This is a genomic window from Paraburkholderia sp. A1RI-2L (genome assembly GCF_048957375.1).
Classification (GTDB): domain Bacteria; phylum Pseudomonadota; class Gammaproteobacteria; order Burkholderiales; family Burkholderiaceae; genus Paraburkholderia.
In genome coordinates this window covers 1,698,838-1,717,121 of record NZ_JARBTA010000001.1, presented here as the reverse complement: position 1 = coordinate 1,717,121, position 18,284 = coordinate 1,698,838, and the positions used below count along the sequence as shown (strand labels likewise).

At 67.2% G+C, this 18,284-nt stretch carries 18 protein-coding genes; 11 read left to right on the top strand and 7 right to left on the bottom strand.

Going from position 1 to position 18,284, the window contains the following annotated elements; genetic code table 11:
* Positions 1–33 precede the first annotated feature (33 nt).
* Complete coding sequence (locus tag PWP93_RS07930; RefSeq protein WP_421044063.1) at positions 34–276, bottom strand: hypothetical protein; 243 nt, start codon at positions 274–276, stop codon at positions 34–36.
* Between the two features lie 289 nt (positions 277–565).
* Here PWP93_RS07930 and PWP93_RS07925 point away from each other — a divergent pair, with 289 nt between their 5' ends.
* Both PWP93_RS07925 and PWP93_RS07920 read left to right on the top strand, forming a co-directional pair.
* Positions 566–952, top strand: coding sequence for a hypothetical protein (locus PWP93_RS07925; protein WP_421044062.1), 387 nt, complete (start codon positions 566–568; stop codon positions 950–952).
* A 7-nt stretch (positions 953–959) separates the two neighbouring features.
* Positions 960–1,409 (top strand): NUDIX hydrolase, encoded by a 450-nt coding sequence (locus tag PWP93_RS07920; RefSeq protein WP_421044061.1) that lies wholly within the window; start codon positions 960–962, stop codon positions 1,407–1,409.
* A 128-nt stretch (positions 1,410–1,537) separates the two neighbouring features.
* Here the strand turns inward: PWP93_RS07920 and PWP93_RS07915 are convergent, their stop codons facing one another.
* A complete protein-coding gene (locus tag PWP93_RS07915) occupies positions 1,538–3,262 on the bottom strand; it encodes a glutamine--tRNA ligase/YqeY domain fusion protein (protein WP_421044060.1) in 1,725 nt (574 codons plus the stop codon).
* A gap of 176 nt (positions 3,263–3,438) precedes the next feature.
* Here PWP93_RS07915 and PWP93_RS07910 point away from each other — a divergent pair, with 176 nt between their 5' ends.
* Positions 3,439–3,693, top strand: coding sequence for an alpha/beta hydrolase (locus tag PWP93_RS07910; protein WP_421044059.1), 255 nt, complete (start codon positions 3,439–3,441; stop codon positions 3,691–3,693).
* Positions 3,694–3,715: 22 nt separating this feature from the next.
* Here the strand turns inward: PWP93_RS07910 and PWP93_RS07905 are convergent, their stop codons facing one another.
* Entirely contained in the window at positions 3,716–4,936 is a 1,221-nt protein-coding gene (locus tag PWP93_RS07905) for a CaiB/BaiF CoA transferase family protein (RefSeq protein WP_421044058.1), read from the bottom strand.
* Positions 4,937–5,278: 342 nt separating this feature from the next.
* Between PWP93_RS07905 and alaS the strand changes: the two genes are divergently transcribed.
* Positions 5,279–7,903 (top strand): alanine--tRNA ligase, encoded by a 2,625-nt coding sequence (gene alaS / locus PWP93_RS07900; RefSeq protein WP_421044057.1) that lies wholly within the window; start codon positions 5,279–5,281, stop codon positions 7,901–7,903.
* A gap of 123 nt (positions 7,904–8,026) precedes the next feature.
* Here alaS and PWP93_RS07895 read toward each other — a convergent pair whose 3' ends face one another.
* Positions 8,027–8,956: a LysR substrate-binding domain-containing protein gene (locus PWP93_RS07895; protein ID WP_421044056.1), complete on the bottom strand. Its 930-nt coding sequence runs from the start codon at positions 8,954–8,956 to the stop codon at positions 8,027–8,029.
* Positions 8,957–9,081: 125 nt separating this feature from the next.
* Between PWP93_RS07895 and PWP93_RS07890 the strand changes: the two genes are divergently transcribed.
* The 7 genes from PWP93_RS07890 to PWP93_RS07860 all read left to right on the top strand — a co-directional run bounded on the left by PWP93_RS07890 (position 9,082) and on the right by PWP93_RS07860 (position 15,421).
* Positions 9,082–10,371 carry a YbfB/YjiJ family MFS transporter gene (locus PWP93_RS07890; protein ID WP_421045033.1) on the top strand — a complete coding sequence of 430 codons (1,290 nt, stop codon included), beginning with the start codon at positions 9,082–9,084 and terminating at the stop codon, positions 10,369–10,371.
* 129 nt (positions 10,372–10,500) lie between these two features.
* On the top strand, positions 10,501–11,031 hold the full coding sequence (locus PWP93_RS07885) for an NUDIX domain-containing protein (RefSeq protein WP_421044055.1): 531 nt from the start codon (positions 10,501–10,503) through the stop codon (positions 11,029–11,031).
* An 88-nt stretch (positions 11,032–11,119) separates the two neighbouring features.
* A complete protein-coding gene (locus tag PWP93_RS07880) occupies positions 11,120–11,581 on the top strand; it encodes an acyl-CoA thioesterase (protein WP_421044054.1) in 462 nt (153 codons plus the stop codon).
* A 45-nt stretch (positions 11,582–11,626) separates the two neighbouring features.
* Positions 11,627–12,595, top strand: a complete 969-nt coding sequence (locus PWP93_RS07875) for a branched-chain amino acid ABC transporter permease (protein WP_421044053.1) — start codon at positions 11,627–11,629, stop codon at positions 12,593–12,595.
* Complete coding sequence (locus tag PWP93_RS07870) at positions 12,592–13,920, top strand: branched-chain amino acid ABC transporter permease (RefSeq protein ID WP_421044052.1); 1,329 nt, start codon at positions 12,592–12,594, stop codon at positions 13,918–13,920. The genes PWP93_RS07875 and PWP93_RS07870 overlap by 4 nt, the downstream gene beginning before the upstream one ends.
* Positions 13,917–14,720, top strand: coding sequence for an ABC transporter ATP-binding protein (locus PWP93_RS07865; protein ID WP_421044051.1), 804 nt, complete (start codon positions 13,917–13,919; stop codon positions 14,718–14,720). The genes PWP93_RS07870 and PWP93_RS07865 overlap by 4 nt, the downstream gene beginning before the upstream one ends.
* Positions 14,717–15,421 (top strand): ABC transporter ATP-binding protein, encoded by a 705-nt coding sequence (locus tag PWP93_RS07860; RefSeq protein ID WP_421044050.1) that lies wholly within the window; start codon positions 14,717–14,719, stop codon positions 15,419–15,421. Before PWP93_RS07865 ends, PWP93_RS07860 begins: the two co-directional genes overlap by 4 nt.
* Here the strand turns inward: PWP93_RS07860 and PWP93_RS07855 are convergent.
* The 3 genes from PWP93_RS07855 to PWP93_RS07845 form a co-directional block, all read right to left on the bottom strand.
* Positions 15,407–16,363, bottom strand: a complete 957-nt coding sequence (locus PWP93_RS07855) for an ATP adenylyltransferase family protein (RefSeq protein ID WP_421044049.1) — start codon at positions 16,361–16,363, stop codon at positions 15,407–15,409. The two genes, PWP93_RS07860 and PWP93_RS07855, sit on opposite strands and share 15 nt — an antisense overlap.
* A gap of 6 nt (positions 16,364–16,369) precedes the next feature.
* Positions 16,370–16,855 (bottom strand): adenosine-specific kinase, encoded by a 486-nt coding sequence (locus PWP93_RS07850; protein WP_421044048.1) that lies wholly within the window; start codon positions 16,853–16,855, stop codon positions 16,370–16,372.
* A 176-nt stretch (positions 16,856–17,031) separates the two neighbouring features.
* Positions 17,032–18,276 carry an MFS transporter gene (locus tag PWP93_RS07845; protein WP_421044047.1) on the bottom strand — a complete coding sequence of 415 codons (1,245 nt, stop codon included), beginning with the start codon at positions 18,274–18,276 and terminating at the stop codon, positions 17,032–17,034.
* Positions 18,277–18,284 lie beyond the last annotated feature (8 nt).

Below are 18,284 nucleotides of genomic sequence, written 5' to 3'. Positions count from 1 at the left end.
CGTCGGCTCATTGAGCAGGTATCGTGCGGCGGATCAGGTGTCCGCGATCAGGATGCAAGTGGCTGTGAGTACGACGAACGAGGCGAGCAGGCACAGGACGCCGCCGCGCAACATGGTCTCAGGCCAGTGCGGCGCGTGGCCGAGGTGAATGGCGAAGTGCGGCGCGTTCGACTCAGGCCGCGGCTTGTGCGTGTGCTGGGCGATCATGGCCATAAGCCCGATGGCTAGCAGAGACAGCATGACGGCAAAGATCCGTAGGGCAATGGCGTAAGTCATGACAGAAAAGGCCTGGCGGTGCGTAAGTGATTGATGGGCAAAGCTTATGCGCCGCTTGCCTGAATCGCTATCGGATCAATCCGAAACGCTTGCGGAATCAATTCGAGAACTGACCTTTGCGCCGGGCGAGGCGTGCCGTGGCTTCGCCGCACCGGGCAGGTAAAAATTGGGGCGCGTGTTATCCTTTTCCGCAATTAACCTTTGCCTGCTAATGGCGCTTGGCTTTAATTCGTCCCCGAAAATTCGTTCATTATTTTTCCCCTCATTTTCTGCTCAGGGAGAACGCTCAATGCTGAAATCGCCCCGTATTCTGTCCGGCCTTTCCGCCGTATTGCTGCTTTCGGCGGGTTCGGCCGCGCAGGCTGCCAATCTGGGTTTCCTCAATGACACGCCGGCTAGCTGGATGACGCAGGCGGACTACAAGTCGCTCGCCAGCGCGGTGCGCGATTCGGTCGCGAACAAGGCGGACGGCGAAACCTCCAACTGGAACAACGATGGCCTGCGCAACCCCGTGAAGATCGGCGCCACCATTACGCCGAACAAGACCCAGAAGGATGGCGACAAGACCTGCCGCGACTCGGAAGTGGTCGTGACCGCGAAGGGGCAGTCGATGACGCTGCGCCCGCAATACTGCCGTGTCGGCAGCGGCGCCTGGGTCTATCAGAAGAAGCACTGAACACGCAGTGAACGACAAGACCGTCTCGTGCGGCATCGTGCTGCTCGACCCGACCGGCCGCGTGCTGCTTGCGCACGCGACCGGCACTGGTCACTGGGACATTCCGAAGGGGCAGGGCGAGCCCGGCGAGACCGAGGCGCAAAGCGCATTGCGTGAAATGGTCGAGGAGACCGGCATTGCGATCGACGCGTCGCGGCTCGTCGATCTCGGGCGCTTCGTGTATCGGCGCGACAAGGATCTGCATCTGTTCGCCGCGCGTGCCGACGCGGGCGAACTCGATCTGTCGCAATGCCACTGCGTATCGCTTTTCCCGCGTCGTCACGACGGCGTGATGATTCCCGAGATGGACGCCTGGGCATGGGTCGCGCCCGTCGACGTGGACCAGTACGCGAGCCGCAGTCTCGCGCGGCTCTTCGGCACGACGCTCTCGCTCGCGGAGTTGCATGGCCGGCTTTGAATGAATGACCCATGCGGTTATCGGCTTGATGCGACCAGCCAAATAAAAAGCCCGCACGTGATGAACGTGCGGGTTTTTTGCATCTGGTGCTGAAGCGGCACAGCCTCCAGCCGCTTTTGCGTGCTGGCTTACTTGCCCCAGCTGTCGCGCAGGCCGACGATGCGGTTGAACACCGGCGCACCCGGCTTCGAGTCGTAGCGGTCGGCGACGAAGTAGCCATGGCGCTCGAACTGATAGCGGTCTTCCGGCGCCGCGTCGCGCGCGCCCGGCTCCAGATACGCTTGCACCACGCGCTTGGAATTCGGGTTGAGCGCGTCGAGGTAGTCGCGGCCGCCCGCGTCGGGCTGCTCTTCGCGGAACAGGCGATCGTACAGACGCACTTCCGCCGGGCACGCATGCGCCGCACTCACCCAGTGGATGTTGCCCTTCACCTTGTAGTTGTTCGCGCCGTCGGTGCCCGACTTGCTGTCCGGGAAGTAGTTGCAGTGCACGGCGATCACATTGCCATTCTCGTCCTTGTCCGCGCCCGTGCATTCGATCACGAAGCCGTAGCGCAGGCGCACCTTGTTGCCCGGGAACAGGCGGAAGTAGCCCTTGGGCGGCGTCTCGTTGAAGTCCTCGCGCTCGATCCACAGTTCGCGGGAGATCGGGAACGTGCGCAGGCCGCGCTCCGGATGATGCGGATGCACGGGCGCCGTGCAGTCCTCGCTCTGGCCTTGCGGATAGTTGTCGATGATGAGCTTGACGGGGTCGAGCACGGCCACGGTGCGCGGCGCTTTTTCGTCGAGATCGTCGCGCAGCGCGCCTTCGAGAATGCTCATGTCGATCCACGAATCCACCTTGGTCACGCCGATGCGCTCGCAGAACAGATGGATCGCTTCAGGCGTGAAGCCGCGCCGGCGCACGCCGACGATGGTGGGCATGCGCGGGTCGTCCCAGCCGTCCACGTGGCCTTCGTTCACGAGTTGCAGCAGCTTGCGCTTGCTGGTGATCGCGTAGGTGAGGTTCAGGCGCGAGAACTCGATTTGCTGGGGCAGCGGGCGCGTGAAGACGCCGGCATCGGCGAGTTCGTTGAGCACCCAGTCGTAGAGCGGCCGATGATCTTCGAACTCGAGCGTGCACAGCGAGTGCGTGATGTTCTCGAGCGCGTCCGAGATGCAGTGCGTGTAGTCGTACATCGGATACACGCACCATTTGTCGCCGGTGCGGTAGTGATGCGCGAAGCGGATGCGGTAGATCACCGGATCGCGCATGTTGAAGTTCGGCGACGCCATGTCGATTTTCGCGCGCAACACGTGCGCGCCTTCCTCGAACTCGCCCGCCTTCATGCGGCGAAACAGGTCGAGGTTTTCGTCGACGGAGCGGTCGCGGAACGGCGAGTTCTTGCCGGCTTCGGTGGCCGAGCCGCGGTTCGCGCGCATCTCTTCCGGCGACTGGCTGTCCACGTAGGCGCGGCCGCGCTGGATCAGCAGCTCGGCGAATTCGTAGAGCTTGTCGTAGTAGTCGCTCGCGTAGAAGAGGTAGTCGCGGTCGTCGTTGGCCTTCTTCCACTCGAAGCCGAGCCACTTGACTGCGTCGATGATCGAGTTGACGTACTCGACGCTTTCCTTTTCAGGATTGGTGTCGTCGAAACGCAGATGGCACACGCCGCCATAGCTCTTCGCGACGCCGAAGTTCAGGCAGATGCTCTTCGCGTGGCCGATGTGCAGATATCCATTCGGCTCCGGCGGGAAGCGCGTTTCCACGCGCTGTGCCCACTTGCCCGAGCGGTTGTCGTCGTCGATGATGTTGCGGATGAAATTGGATGCCGCAGGCGCGTCCGTGCGGTCGGCGTCTTTACGTTCGGTATTCATGCGAAAAGGGAAGTCGTTCGAGGGCGCGGTACATAAGGAAAGTCGCAACCCGGCGCCCAGTGTGTCTTCCATTCTACCTGACGAGGTGGGGCCTGCCAGTCCCGGCTCGCGGGCGTCGCGCCGGCGCGTTGCGCGGGCCGCTGCGAAGTCTCGCAAGGACAAAAGGAAAAGTGACGATGAACGAACCGCGGGCGCGGGTGCTGCCGGGCTATCTGAACTCGGGGTCGGGGCATGGGCAAAGGCGCTGGGAGGCCGCACACGCGGGGTTCGAGCGAGTGCGCATGCCCGACCGGATGCATCCGGATTGCAACGCTTGGTGTCGCACGCTCGAGGTCACCTTGAATGCCGATCCGGCGGGCGAGAGCTGCGTGCTGCTGGCGGCGCACAGCTTCGGATGGCTGATGTCGATGCGCAAGGGCGGGGCGGCTTGATCCCCACCTCGCCACCCGCGCTTCAGGCCACGCCCTTGCCGCGCAGAGCCGCCACCTGCTCCTCGCTATACCCGAGCACGTCGCGCAGCACCTGCACGGTGTGCTCGCCCAGCGTCGGCGGATGGCTCGTCACGGTGGGCGGCGTCTCGCTCATGCGGATGGGGTTGCGCACGAGCCGCGCCGTCGCGCCCGAGGGGTGCGGCACATCGACCTGCATGCCGCGCGCGACCACCTGCTCGTTCTCGAACACTTCCGCGAGGTTGTTGATCGGCCCGCACGGCACGCCCGCGCCTTCGAGCGCGCTGATCCAGTCGGCCTTGCTGCGCGTGCGAATCAGATCGGCGACGATCGGCACCAGCGTGTCGCGATTGCGCACGCGCGCGGGATTGGTCGCGAAGCGCTCGTCGTCGGCGAGCTCGGGGCGGCCCGCGATCTCGACGAACTTGCGGAACTGCCCGTCGTTGCCCACCGCGAGAATGATCCAGCTGTCGCTCGTCTGGAACGCCTGATAGGGCACGATGTTCGGATGCGCGTTGCCCCAGCGCGCCGGCGGCGTGCCGCTCGCGAGGTAGTTCGTGTTCATGTTCGCGAGCATGGCCACCTGCACGTCGAGCAGCGCCATGTCGATGTACTGGCCGGCGCCCGTGCGGTCGCGGTGCGCGAGCGCCGTGAGCACGGCGATGGTCGCGTACATGCCGGTCATGAGATCGGCGATCGCCACGCCCGCCTTCTGCGGGCCGCCGCCCGGCAGGCTGTCGCGCTCGCCCGTGATGCTCATGAAGCCGCCCATGCCCTGCACGATGAAGTCGTAGCCCGCGCGCGGCGCGTAGGGCCCGGTCTGACCGAAGCCGGTCACCGAGCAGTAGATGAGGTCGGGCTTCACGGCGCGCAGCGACTCGTAGTCGAGCCCGTACTTCTTGAGCTGCCCGACCTTGTAGTTCTCCAATACGACATCGCTTTGTGCCGCGAGCTCGCGCACGATGCGCTGGCCCTCGGGCGTCGCGATGTCGAGCGTCACCGAGCGCTTGTTGCGGTTCGGCGCGAGATAGTAGGCGGCTTCGGCGGTGTCCTGGCCGTCCGGCGTCTTCAGGTACGGCGGCCCCCAATGGCGCGTGTCGTCGCCGGCGCCCGGGCGCTCCACCTTGATCACGTCGGCGCCGAAGTCGGCGAGGGTCTGCGCGCACCATGGTCCGGCAAGGACGCGGGTGAGGTCGAGTACGCGGATATGACTGAGAGCGCCCATGCTATGTCTTCCAATGTCGTTCTGTGGCCCGGGGCCGCCCATGCGGGCAGCGTGGCGGCCGATTCGGGCATCTTAAGCGATCTGTCCGCGAAGATGTTGTATTTCGGCACAAAGTTCCGCTATGCGGAACATGGCGGGCGAGACGGACCAGCATGCCGGCACGCTGTCTCGCCCGTGCACACTGCGGAGCGCGCCGCCGCGAGCACACGGCGATCCCGTATAATCGTCCGATTCAGCATCGCCGATTCCGCGCGCATCCGGGAGCATTCCAGGTCCATGCGCGGGCTTCGACGACTTCACAAGATTCAGCACTGAACGCCCCGAAGGTAAATACAGCACGCCATGAAAGCCGCCGAAATCCGCGAGAAATTCCTCAAGTTCTTCGAGTCGAAGGGCCACACGATCGTGCGCTCGTCGAGCCTCGTGCCGGGCAACGACCCCACGTTGCTGTTCACCAACTCGGGCATGGTGCAGTTCAAGGACGTGTTCCTCGGCACCGAATCGCGTCCGTACTCGCGCGCCACGACGGCGCAGCGCAGCGTGCGCGCGGGCGGCAAGCACAACGACCTCGAGAACGTCGGCTACACCGCGCGCCACCATACGTTCTTCGAGATGCTCGGCAACTTCTCGTTCGGCGACTACTTCAAGCGCGATGCGATTCACTACTGCTGGGAACTGCTGACGAAGGTCTACGGCCTGCCGGCCGAGAAGCTCACGGTCACCGTCTACAAGGAAGACGACGAAGCCTTCGACATCTGGGCGAAGGAAGTGGGCGTGCCGGTGGAGCGCATCATCCGCATCGGCGACAACAAGGGCGCGCGCTACGCCTCCGACAACTTCTGGCAGATGGCCGACACCGGCCCCTGCGGCCCGTGCTCGGAAGTGTTCTACGACCACGGCCCGGAAGTGTGGGGCGGCCCCCCGGGGTCTCCTGAAGAAGACGGCGACCGCTTCATCGAGATCTGGAATCTCGTGTTCATGCAGTTCAACCGCGACGCCCAGGGCAACATGACGCCGCTGCCCAAGCAGTGCGTCGACACCGGCATGGGGCTGGAGCGACTCGCCGCCGTGCTGCAGCACGTGCACAGCAACTATGAGATCGACCTGTTCCAGAACCTGATCAAGGCCGCTGGCCGCGAGACCGGCACCGCCGACCTCACGAACAACTCGCTGAAGGTGATCGCGGACCACATCCGCGCGTGCTCGTTCCTGATCGTCGACGGCGTGATTCCGGGCAACGAAGGCCGCGGCTACGTGCTGCGCCGCATCGTGCGCCGCGCGATCCGCCATGGCTACAAGCTCGGCCGCAAGACCGGCTTCTTCCACAAGCTCGTGAACGACCTCGTCGTGGAGATGGGTGCGGCCTATCCGGAACTGAAGGAAGCGCAGCAGCGCGTGACCGATGTGCTGCGCCAGGAAGAAGAGCGCTTCTTCGAGACCATCGAGCACGGCATGTCGATTCTCGAAGCCGCGCTGGCCGACCTCGAAGCCAAGAATGGCAAGACGCTCGACGGCGAACTCGCCTTCAAGCTGCACGACACCTACGGCTTTCCGCTCGATTTGACAGCGGACGTTTGCCGCGAGCGCAACGTCACGGTCGACGAACCGGCCTTCGACGACGCCATGGCGCGTCAGCGCGAGCAGGCGCGCGCGGCGGGCAAGTTCAAGATGGCGCAGGGCCTCGAATACTCGGGCGCGAAGACCACGTTCCACGGCTACGAGGAAATCGTCTTCGACGACGCGAAGGTCGTCGCGCTCTACGTGGATGGAGCTTCGGTCAACGAAGTGAAGGCGGGCCAGGACGCCGTGGTCGTGCTCGACCACACGCCGTTCTACGCGGAATCGGGCGGCCAGGTGGGCGACCAGGGCGTGATCTCGAACGCGAGCGTGCGCTTCGCGGTGGCGGACACGCTCAAGGTCCAGGCCGACGTGAGCGGCCACCACGGCATGCTCGAGCAGGGCACGCTCAAGGTGGGCGACATCGTGAAGGCGGAAATCGACGCCATCCGCCGCGCCCGCACGGCGCGCAACCACTCGGCCACGCACCTGATGCACAAGGCGCTGCGCGAGGTGCTGGGCCAGCACGTGCAGCAAAAGGGCTCACTCGTCGATGCGGATAAAACCCGCTTCGACTTCGCGCACAACGCGCCGATGACCGACGAGCAGATTCGCCGCGTCGAAGAAATCGTCAATGCGGAAGTGCTCGCGAACGCGCCCGGCATCGTGCGCGTGCTGCCTTACGACGAAGCCGTGAAGGGCGGCGCGATGGCGCTTTTCGGCGAGAAGTACGGCGACGAAGTGCGCGTGCTCGACCTCGGCTTCTCGCGCGAGCTGTGCGGCGGCACGCACGTGAACCGCAGCGGCGACATCGGCCTCTTCAAGATCGTGATGGAAGGCGGCGTGGCGGCAGGCATCCGCCGCGTGGAAGCGATCACGGGCGACAACGCCGTGCGTTTCGTGCAGGAACTCGACGCGCGCGTGAACGCGGCGGCGGCGGCTCTGAAGGCGCAGCCTTCGGAACTCACGCAGCGTATCGCGCAGGTCCAGGATCAGGTGAAGTCGCTCGAGAAGGAACTGGGCGCGCTCAAGTCGAAGCTGGCGTCGAGCCAGGGCGACGAGCTCGCGGGCCAGGCCATCGAAGTGAACGGCGTGCACGTGCTGGCCGCCACGCTCGAAGGCGCGGACTCGAAGACGCTGCGCGAGACGGTGGACAAGCTCAAGGACAAGCTCAAGAGCGCGGCGATCGTGCTGGCGGCCGTCGACGGCGGCAAGGTCAGCCTGATCGCGGGCGTGACCGCCGAGGCCAGCAAGAAGGTCAAGGCCGGCGAGCTCGTGAACTTCGTGGCCCAGCAGGTGGGCGGCAAGGGCGGCGGCCGTCCGGATATGGCGCAGGCCGGCGGCACCGAGCCTGCTAACCTGCCGGCGGCGCTTGCGGGTGTGAAGGGCTGGGTCGAAGCGAAGCTGTAACGCCCGCGCGCGGCTGGGAAGCCGCGGCGATCGATGGGATCAATGCAAGAGGGCTGTCCGTAAGGGCGGCCCTTTTTGTTTGGGTGCGCGCCGCAGGCGGGGTTGGGTCGCTTCCGGTTGCGTTCAGGCGCTCGTTGGCAAACGCTCTTCCCTGGCCGTCTCGTCGCGAGCGCGCGCTTCGCTTTTCGCATGCGCCAGCAGTGCGGTTTTCAAGACGTCCAGCGCGGGCGAAAAGTGCCCGCGCCGCCACGCGAGTAGTGTATCGACCCGGCCGAGCTTGCCGAACGAATGAATCGCCACTTCGTCGGCGTTGCGCTGCAGTTCGAGCACGGCGCGAGGCGCAACGGCCACACCGGCACCCGCCGCCACGCAGGCGACGATCGCGTGATACGAGCCGAGCTCCAGCACGCGCGTGGGCCGGATGCCGTGCTCCAGATACCAGGCCTCCACATAGTCGCGGTAGGCGCAGCCGCGCTCGAACGCCACGAGCGTCGAGAGCGCGACGTCGCGGGGCTGGCGGATCGGCCGGTGGCCGCGCGGCGTGATCATCACCAGCTCCTCGCGGTATACGGGCACGTAGTCGAAGGTTTCGGCGTCGGGCGGGCCGGCGAGTGGCATCGCGATCAGCGCGGCGTCCACCTCGAACTCGCGCAGGCGCTCGATCAGGTGGCCCGTGGTGCCGGTCTCCAGTTCGAGCGTGACCTCCGGCCAGTTCTGGTGGTAGCGCGCGAGGATGCCCGGCAGGCGGGTGGCCGCCATGCTTTCCATGGTGCCGAGGCGCAGGCGTCCGCTCGGCGTGCCCGCCTTGACGGCGTGGCGCGCCTCGTCGGCGAGCGCGAGCAGGCGCTCGGCGTAGGGCAGCAGTCTCTCGCCCGCGGGCGTGAGCACGAGGCGGCGGCCGTCGCGCGTGAAGAGCGGCGTGCCTAGCTGGTCTTCGAGCTGCTTGATGCGCGTGGTGACGTTCGATTGAACCCGGTTGAGCTTGGCGGCGGCCCGCGTCACGCCGTTTTCCCGGACGACGGCGCGAAAGATCGCGAGCGCGGCGAGATCCATGATTCTCTCCTGGGGATGGATCTGTTCATCATAATTCATTTTTCGTGAACGTTGTCGGCGACTACGATGCTCACACCGGCGTCCTGTGCGATGCCCCCGCCATCTCCAGTGAGCCGCTGCCGATCATGAACGACATTGCTTCCCGCCCCGACGCCTCCCGCGTGCTTCCCACGCATCCGGCCCATCGTCGGCACGCCGCGCGGCGCGCCGCGCTCGCCTGCATGGCGGTGCTGGCGGTGGCGCTCGGCGTCGGGCGCTTCGCGTTCACGCCACTGCTGCCGTTGATGCTGCATGGCGGCGCGCTGGATTTGCGCCATGGCGGCTGGCTGGCGTCGCTCAACTACGCGGGCTATTTTGTCGGCGCGGTGGGGTGCGTGGCGTTGCGCTTCGCGCCCGCGCGCATCGTGCGCGCCGGGCTGGCGGCAACGGCGCTTTTGATGGTCGCGATGGGCCTGACGCATTCGTTCTGGATCTCGGCGATGGTGCGCTTCGCGGCGGGCGCGGTGAGCGCGGCGACGTTCGTGTTCGCGTCGCAGTGGGGCCTGCGGCGCCTCGCGCAACTCGACGCGAACGCGTGGGGCGGGGTGATCTTCACGGGGCCGGGAGTCGGCATCGTCGCGACGGGGGTGATGGTGAGCGCGGCGGGTGGCCTGGGCGCGCAGGCGGGCTGGATCGGCTTCGGGCTGATCTGCGCGCTGATCGCAGCGCTCGTGTGGCCGGTGTTCGGCGACGATGCAAGCGAGCCGCCTGATGCGGCGGCCGCGCCCCTGTCCCCGGCACGAACTGCCACGCCGGCGGCCCCGGCCGACGGGTCGCGCACCGACGCATTCTGGCTCGTGCTCCTCTACGGCGTGCCGGGCTTCGGCTACATCATCACAGCGACCTTCCTGCCCGTGATCGCGCGCCACGCGCTGCCGGGCTCCGTGTGGCCCGACCTGTTCTGGCCGATGTTCGGCGTCGCGCTGATCGTAGGCGCGCTTTCGGCGGCGCGCGTGCCGCTGCGCTGGGACAACCGGCTCATTCTCGCCGCCTGCTATGTGCTGCAGTCGCTGGGCATCGCGCTCGGCATCGTCTGGCCGAACGCCGTGGGCTTCTCGCTCGGCAGCGTGCTGATCGGCCTGCCATTCACGGCGATTACGTTGTTCGCCATGCGCGAAGCGCGCCTGCTGCGCGGCGAGCATGCCGCCGCGCTCATGGGCTACGCGACCGGCGCGTACGGAATCGGCCAGATCGCGGGGCCGCTCGTGGCCGCGCCGCTGGCGGCATCGACGGGCTCGTTCTCGCCTTCGCTCGGGCTCGCGGCGCTGGCCTTGCTCGCGGGCGCAGCGGGGCTCGTGTGGCGCGCCGTGCGTGCGCGTGGGCGAGTGAGGATGAGTGAGGGAGGGCGTCATCCCTTGCCGGGATGCCAGAGATAGGGATTGGCGCTGCACGCCGCCCTCGATGGCGCACTAAAATAGCCGTTTTGTGCTGTTTTTTGCTATTGCGCGCCGTTGCGGAGCGACCCGCCGGACGGCTGCCGCATACCCTGCGATCCCGACCGATTCATGAGCGAATACCAGTTTTGCCCGCGTTGCGCGTCGCGCCTCACCGAACGCGCCGATCCCGAGCATGAGGGCGGCCGCGTGCGCCTCGCGTGTCCCGATCTCGCCTGTGGCTATGTCCATTGGAACAACCCGCTGCCTGTCGTGGCCGCCATCGTCGAGTACGAGGGGCGCATTCTGCTCGCGCGCAACGCGGCTTGGCCCGAGGGAATGTTCGCGCTCATCACCGGCTTCCTCGAAAACGGCGAAACGCCGGAGGAGGGCATCGCGCGCGAGGTGTTCGAAGAGACCGGGTTGCGTGCGCAAAGCGTCGAACTCGTGGGTGTCTACGAATTCGTCCGCAAGAACGAGCTCATCATCGCTTATCACGTGAAGGCGGCGGGCGCGATCGCGCTTTCGCCGGAGCTGCTCGAATACCAGCTCGTGGAGCCCGCGAAGCTGCGGCCATGGCGTGCGGGCACCGGCCCGGCGCTCGGCGACTGGATGCGCCGGCGCGGCCTGCCTTTCGAATATGTCGAGCGGCCCGGGCAGTGAGCGCGCACCGGTACGCTGCCCGACTCCCGGCTTTGATGAACCTCACCTGTCCGATGAACCTCACCTGTCCGATGAATCGACTCCTCCGATGAACCGACCCGTAGCCATCGCGCGTTCCGACTATCGCCATTTCCTGTCCATCACCACGCGCTGGATGGACAACGACGTCTACGGCCACGTCAACAACGTCGTCTACTACAGCTACTTCGACACGGTCGTGAACGAGTATCTGATTCGCCAGGACGCCCTCGATATCGAACACGGCGCGACCATCGGGCTGGTGGTCGAAACGCAGTGCAACTACTTCGCGCCGCTCGCGTTCCCCGAGCGTGTGGAGGCGGGGCTGCGCGTGGCGCAGCTCGGCTCGTCGAGCGTGCGCTATGAAGTCGGGCTCTTTCGCGAAGGCGAGTCCACGCCTGCGGCGCAGGGACATTTCGTGCACGTCTACGTCGATCGCGTTACGCGCCGTCCCGTGAGCGCGCTGCCCGATGCCTTGCATGCCGCGCTCGCGCCGCTGGTGGCCGAGGGCGCAGGCGCGCCGCCGGCCTGAACGCGCCCTTCACGCGACACAACAACACCGCCCAAGGCGTCCTCCGTGCAGGCTTTCGTGATCGACATGCTCAACGGCGCAAGCTACGGCCTGCTGCTGTTCATGTTGTCCGCCGGGCTCACGCTGATCTTCAGCATGCTCGGCGTGCTCAACTTCGCGCATGCGAGCTTCTACATGCTCGGGGCGTATCTGGGCGTCACGCTTGGAGCGACGCTCGGGTTCGGCTGGGCGCTCGTGCTCGCGCCGCTCGCCGTCGGCTTCGCGGGCGCTGCGTTCGAGCGCACGCTGCTGCGCCGAGCGCACCCGGCCAACACTGGCACGATGGGCAATCCGCTCAATGCGCTGTTGCTGACCTTTGGCGCTGCCCTGGCGATCGGCGAACTGGTCAAGCTCGTCTGGGGCTTGCAGCCGCTCGCGGCGAGCGTGCCCGCATGGCTCGACGGCGCGCTTTTCAGATTCGGCGGCGCGGCTTTCTCGCGCTATCGCGCGTTTGCGATGCTCGTGGCCATCGCGATGCTCGGCGCGATCCACGCGGCACTGCGCGTCTCGCGCACGGGCCTCGTGGTGCGCGCGGCGCTCACGCATCGGGAGGCGGTCGAAGCGCTTGGCCACGATGTGCCGCGCGTGCAGACAATGGTGTTCGCGCTCGGCACCGCGCTTGCCGCGCTGGCGGGCGTGGTTGCCGCGCCGCTCTTCGTGGTCGAGCCGGCGATGGCCGAATCGATGGGCTCGATCGTGTTCGTGGTGGTCGTCACGGGGGGGCTCGGGTCGCTCTCCGGCGCGTTCGTCGCTGCGCTCGCGGTAGGCCTGCTGCAAACCTTCGCGGTGTCGAGCGACGTATCGCTGGGCGGCGTGGCCGCACATTTGGGGGTGACGCTCGCACCCGCGTGGCGTGCGCTCACGCTGGCGCAGATTGCGCCGCTGCTGCCGTATCTGCTGCTGGTCGCGATGCTCGCGGTGCGTCCGCAAGGCTTGTTCGGCCAACGCGGCCAGCGTGGCGGGGACGCGCCATGAAAGCCGATAAATCCCGCACCGAAGTGGACACGGCCGGCCAGCGGCCGGCGCGTTGGCGCCACTGCGTGCCCTGGCTTGCGCTCGCGGCGCTGCTTGGCCTGCCGCCGTTCGTTTCCGCGTGGCTTTCGCCCGCTGGCGTGCCGCAGGGCTGGCTGCTCGCTTGCCTCGCCCAGGCGGCGACGATGATCGTCTTCGCGCTCTCGTACAACCTCCTGCTCGGCGAAACCGGGCTGCTGTCATTCGGCCACGCGGCGCCCGCGGGGCTCGGGGCGCTTGCCGCTGCACACGTCTTCAATCACTACGCGATTCCGTTGCCGCTGCTGCCGCTCGTGGGCGGTGTGACGGGCGCTGCGGTCGGCGCAGTGATCGCGCTCGTCGCCGCGCGCCGCGCCGGCACCGCGTTCGCCATGATCACGCTCGGGCTCGGCGAGCTCGTTGCCGCTGCCGCGTGGGCGCTGCCCGACTGGTTCGGCGGCGAGGCGGGCGTCGCCATCGACCGCGCCAGCGGGCCGGCCATGTCAATGGTGCGAGCCGCGGCAAGCTGGACCTTCGGACCGGATCGTCAGGCATACTGGGTAATTGCCGCCTGGTGCCTGGTTGCAAGCGTCGTGATTCGCGTGCTGTCGCACGCGCCGTTCGTGCGTCTCGCCAACGCGGTGCGCGACAACCCGGTGCGCGCCGCGTCGCTCGGCGCGTCGCCGGCGCGTGTGCGAACAGCAATGATCGTGCTCGCGGCGGGTTTCGCCGGTGTCGCCGGCACGCTCACGCTCATCAATGTGGAACTGGCCGCCGCCGAAAGTGTCGGCATGATGCGCTCGGCGGCCGTGCTGATCGCGACCGTGACGGGCGGGACTGCATCGTTCTTCGGGCCGGTGCTCGGCGCGCTGGTGTGGGTCGCGTTCAGCGTGGGCGTGGCGAGCATGTCGCGGGCGTGGATGCTGTACGTGGGGCTCTTTTTCATCGTCGTGGTGCTGGCGGCGCCGGACGGGCTCGCGGGTCTTGCCGCGCGTCAGCGCGCAGCGCTCGCCCGGCACGGTTGGCGGCAATGCGGCGCGTACTGGACGATGGCCATGCTCGCGGCTGCGTGCGGCGCGCTGGCGCTTGTGCTGGCGGTGCAATGGGCCTATGCGCTGCGCTTCGGCGACGACGCTGCGGGCGCGTGGTTCGCCATGCTCCCGGCACGTGCGGCGTGGGGGCTCGCCATGGCGATTGGCGTGTTGACGGGCGTGGCGTTCTGGACGGCGCGCCGCGCGCGGCACGCCGTGCGCGCGCTCGATCAGCACGAGCGGCTCGACACGCTCGACCGGCGCAAGGAGGCGGCATGACGCCCGCGCTGCAACTCATCGGCGTCGAGAAACGCTTTGGCGCGACGGCCGTGCTGCGCGGCGTCGATCTCGACGTGCGCCAGGGCGAGCGCCACGCGCTGATCGGCCCCAATGGCGCAGGCAAGTCCACGCTGTTCAGCCTGATCGCGGGTGAGCAGCGCGCGAGTGCCGGACGCATCGTGTTACACGGCGAGGACGTCGCGCGCCTGACGAGCGCCGTGCTCGCCCGGCGCGGCCTTGCGCGCAGCTTCCAGACCACGAGCGTGTTCGCGCGCCTGCCGGTGCGCGAAAACCTGCGCTGCGCGGTACTGGCGTCGCTGCGCGGCGGTGCGGGGCTCGCGGCGCGCTGGTTGGGCTCCGCGCGCGCCGACGCACGCGTGGCCGAACTGCTCGACGCCCTGGGCCTCGCGCACGCCGCGCAACGCGAGGCCGCGGCGCTCAGCTACGCCGAGCAACGCGCGCTCGATCTGGGTCTCGCGCTCGCCGGCGGCGCGCAAACGCTGCTGCTCGACGAGCCCACCGCCGGCATGAATCGCGCCGAAGCTTCGCGCGCCGTCGATCTGATCCGCGCGACCACGGCGGGCAAGACGGTGTTGCTGATCGAGCACGACATGGATGCCGTGTTCGGCCTCGCCGACCGCGTTTCGGTGCTGGTGCAGGGGCGCGTGATCGCGACCGGAACACCCGAGGCGATTCGCACCGATGCAGCCGTGCGCGACGCCTATCTGGGCGCGCATTTCGATGTCCGCTTCAATGCCCGCTTCAACGCCCCCGAACACATGAGGAGGCGCTCGACATGACCGCGCTGCTCGAAGTCGGGAATCTGCGCGCGTGGTACGGCGCGAGCCAGGTGCTGCATGGCGTCGATCTGCGCATCGGCGCGGGGGAGATCGTCACGCTCGCGGGCCGCAACGGCTCCGGGCGCTCGACGCTCGCGAAGGCGTTGATGTCGATGGTCGAAGCCGAGGGTGTGCGCCGTTTCGCGGGCGTGGATCTCGCGCCGCTGCGCACCTTCGAGATCGCGCGGCTGGGCCTGGGCTACGTCGCGGAGCAGCGCGACGTGTTCCCGACCCTGAGCGTCGACGAGAACCTGAGTCTCGGTCTCGCGAAGCGTGGCGCTCCGCGCTTCACCATCGACGACGCTCGCGCGCTGTTTCCGATCCTGCGCGAGCGCCGCAGCGCGCGCGCGGGCGTGCTCTCGGGCGGCGAGCAGCAGATGCTCGCGCTGGCCCGTGCACTCGTGGGCGATCCTGATCTCCTGATCGTCGACGAGCCCGCCGAGGGGCTTGCCGCGCAGATGGCCGCGCGCGTCGGCGCGTGCCTGCGCGCGCTGCGCGAACGCGGCATTGCGGTGCTGCTCATCGAGCAGCGCCTCGAACTTGCACCAGGGCTCGCGGACCGCATCGCGGTGATGGGGCATGGACGCATCGTGTTCGAGGGCACGCCAGGAACGCTTGCGCAGCGCGAAGACATCGTGCGCGACTGGCTAGGCGTGGGCTGACGCCGGCGGCGCATCTGGTTTTGCGACGCGCGCGAGCGCCGTCATCGGCCCGATGCGCGCGAGCGTTTCGTATTGTTCCGCATCGCGCACGAACAGCGAGCCCGCGAAACCGAGCGCGTTCACGGAGATGCCCGCGACGCGTTCCGTTTCGCGCGGCACGACCAGCATCCAGCGGCGCGTGACGAGCAGGTTGTAGGGCGTGTGTTGATGCGGCACGCCATCGACGTCAACCGCGCCGACGCCTGCCGTGCGTAACAACGCACAGTAGGCGTCGAGTGCGCGCTGTGCTTCCTGATCCGCGATTTCATCAGCGGCATGTCCGCCCAGATCGAGCCGCGCGAAGGCGTGCGCGAAAGGCAGCCCCGGCACACGGCTTTCGTTGGGTGCAGCCGCGCCGAGCAGCGTCTCGATTGGCACCGATGCCCCTTGCACGTCGAGCGGCAGCGGCACCGCCTGAAGATGCTTGTGTGGCTGGCTCGCGCCGGCTTCCGGGCCGCCGTTGTAAAAAACCAGCGCATCGTAACCGCGCAGCACGACGAGCAGCGCTGCGAAATCGGCGTGATCGAGCAGCGCTTCCTGGGGCGCGAAGCGGCGCGTGACGATCAGCAGATGCTCGTCGAGCGCGTTGTATTTGTTGAGCAGTGCTACGTGCGTCGAAGAAAGATCACCGACGCACAGGTCTTCGTCATAGGGCAGAAAGGGGTTGCATCGCGACGGCGGCGTCGGCGTTTGCAGCGCATCTTGCGAAGGCGCACCCGCGTGCCGCGCCGCCTCCTTGCGCGCGAGACTCGACACCTCGCGAACCACAAAGCGCACGCCGCCATCGTCGATGTGCGTGAGCGTGGTTTCGATGGGCTGCAGCGCTGCGCATAGCAGCGCGTGGCGCGTGCGCTGGGCGATGGCGTCGCGCAGCGCGGGGGCCGTGAGCAGGCTCGCGGCCATCGGCGCTCAGGCCTTGTAGCCGATCGCGCGCAGCAGGTCGAGGCGCCAGCGCACGTCTTCCCCGGTTTCGACGCCAAGCGGCGGCTCGCCATCCACCACGCCGATAATGCCGCGCCCCTGGTCGGTCTCGGCGATCAGCACTTCGGTCGGATTGGCGGTCGCGCAAAAAATGCGGCAGACCTCGGGCACGGCTTTCACGGCATTGAGCACGTTGACGGGGAAGTAGCCCTCACCGAGAAACACGATGAAGCTGTGACCTGCCGCGATACGCAGCGCGTTGTCGGTGGCCATCTCGATGAGCGCGTCGCTGGTGCCCGAGCGGCGCACGAGACGCTTGCCCGAGGCCTCGCAGAACGCGAGGCCGAACTGGATGCCGGGCACCGCGCCATAGAGTGCTTCGTGCAGGTCTTCGACCGATTTGATGAAGTGCGATTGCCCGAGGATAAAGTTGGTGGCTTCGGGCTTGACGATCTCTACCGTGAACAATTGCATGGCGGACCTCCCGCGCGGCAGCGGCGTGATTCAAGAAGCCTAGTACGAAGTCGCCGCGTGTCCAAGGCGAGGGCTTTGTGCCATTTCATGCACTGCCGCAATGAAAAACGGCCGGCGCCCCTGCGGGCAACCGGCCGTCGTTCATGCATTACGCGCTTCGGCGCTCAGGCGCCTTCTCAGGCCGCTTGCTTCGCGCGCTTGCCCTCCACATCGGGCAGGAACACCGTGAGGATGCCGATGAGCGGCAGGAACGAGCAGACCTTGTAGACGAAGCTGATGCTGGTGGCGTCGGCGAGCTGGCCGAGCACCGCCGCGCCGATGCCGCCGAGGCCGAACGCGAAGCCGAAGAACAGCCCCGCGACCATGCCCACCTTGCCGGGAATCAGCTCCTGCGCATAGACGAGGATGGCCGAGAACGCCGAGGCGAGCACCACGCCTATGATCACGGTCAGCACGCTGGTCCAGAACAGGTTCGCATAGGGCAGCAGCAGCGTGAACGGCGCCACACCCAGGATCGAGCCCCAGATCACGTACTTGCGGCCGATGCGGTCGCCCACCGGGCCGCCGATGATCGTGCCGGCCGCCACCGCCGCAAGGAAGATGAACAGATGAATCTGCGCGGCCTGTACGGTCAGGTGGAAGCGGTCGATCAGATAGAACGTGAAGTAGCTGTTGATGCTCGCGAGGTAGAAGTACTTCGAGAACACCAGCAGCACGAGAATGCCCATGGCGGCGGCCACATGACGACGCGAAAGCGCGACCTGCGAACCCTCGGCGCGCTTTTTCTTCATCGCCGGATGGGCCTTGTACCAGCGGCCGATCTGCGCGAGCACGAACATTGCGACGAGCGCCGCCACCGAGAACCACGCAATGCTGCGCTGGCCGTGCGGAATCACGATCGCGGCGGCGAGCAGCGGCCCGAGCGAGGTGCCCGCATTGCCGCCCACCTGGAACAGCGACTGCGCGAGGCCGTGGCGGCCGCCCGAAGCCATGCGCGCGACGCGCGACGATTCCGGATGGAACACCGAGGAGCCGCAGCCCACCAGCGCCGCCGCGACCAGCAGCACGGGGAAGCTCGGCGCCACCGACATCAGCAGCAGGCCGCACAGCGTGAAGCCCATGCCGACGGGCAGCGAGTACGGCATCGGGCGCTTGTCGGTGAAGACGCCCACGAGGGGCTGCAGCATCGAGGCCGTGATCTGGTAGGTAAGCGTAATGAGGCCGATCTGCGTGAACGACAGCGAGAAGTTGTCCTTGAGCATCGGATAGATGGCCAGGATCAACGACTGGATCATGTCGTTGAGCAGATGCGAAAAGCTGATCGCGCCGAGCACGGAGTACACGGTGCGCTGCACGCTGGAGGCGGGCGTCGCCGAGGGCGCGGACGCAGGCGCGGCGCGCTTGTCGAGACTGGTTTCCATATGTCGAT

Coding starts and splice junctions, on each gene's coding strand:
- PWP93_RS07895 (WP_421044056.1), bottom strand. CDS start 8,956: ATGGATCTCGCCGCGCTCGCGATCTTTCGCGCCGTCGTCCGGGAAAAC.
- PWP93_RS07890 (WP_421045033.1), top strand. CDS start 9,082: ATGAACGACATTGCTTCCCGCCCCGACGCCTCCCGCGTGCTTCCCACG.
- PWP93_RS07905 (WP_421044058.1), bottom strand. CDS start 4,936: ATGGGCGCTCTCAGTCATATCCGCGTACTCGACCTCACCCGCGTCCTT.
- PWP93_RS07910 (WP_421044059.1), top strand. CDS start 3,439: ATGAACGAACCGCGGGCGCGGGTGCTGCCGGGCTATCTGAACTCGGGG.
- PWP93_RS07845 (WP_421044047.1), bottom strand. CDS start 18,276: ATGGAAACCAGTCTCGACAAGCGCGCCGCGCCTGCGTCCGCGCCCTCG.
- PWP93_RS07930 (WP_421044063.1), bottom strand. CDS start 276: ATGACTTACGCCATTGCCCTACGGATCTTTGCCGTCATGCTGTCTCTG.
- PWP93_RS07885 (WP_421044055.1), top strand. CDS start 10,501: ATGAGCGAATACCAGTTTTGCCCGCGTTGCGCGTCGCGCCTCACCGAA.
- PWP93_RS07880 (WP_421044054.1), top strand. CDS start 11,120: ATGAACCGACCCGTAGCCATCGCGCGTTCCGACTATCGCCATTTCCTG.
- PWP93_RS07860 (WP_421044050.1), top strand. CDS start 14,717: ATGACCGCGCTGCTCGAAGTCGGGAATCTGCGCGCGTGGTACGGCGCG.
- PWP93_RS07855 (WP_421044049.1), bottom strand. CDS start 16,363: ATGGCCGCGAGCCTGCTCACGGCCCCCGCGCTGCGCGACGCCATCGCC.
- PWP93_RS07915 (WP_421044060.1), bottom strand. CDS start 3,262: ATGAATACCGAACGTAAAGACGCCGACCGCACGGACGCGCCTGCGGCA.
- alaS (WP_421044057.1), top strand. CDS start 5,279: ATGAAAGCCGCCGAAATCCGCGAGAAATTCCTCAAGTTCTTCGAGTCG.
- PWP93_RS07865 (WP_421044051.1), top strand. CDS start 13,917: ATGACGCCCGCGCTGCAACTCATCGGCGTCGAGAAACGCTTTGGCGCG.
- PWP93_RS07870 (WP_421044052.1), top strand. CDS start 12,592: ATGAAAGCCGATAAATCCCGCACCGAAGTGGACACGGCCGGCCAGCGG.
- PWP93_RS07925 (WP_421044062.1), top strand. CDS start 566: ATGCTGAAATCGCCCCGTATTCTGTCCGGCCTTTCCGCCGTATTGCTG.
- PWP93_RS07850 (WP_421044048.1), bottom strand. CDS start 16,855: ATGCAATTGTTCACGGTAGAGATCGTCAAGCCCGAAGCCACCAACTTT.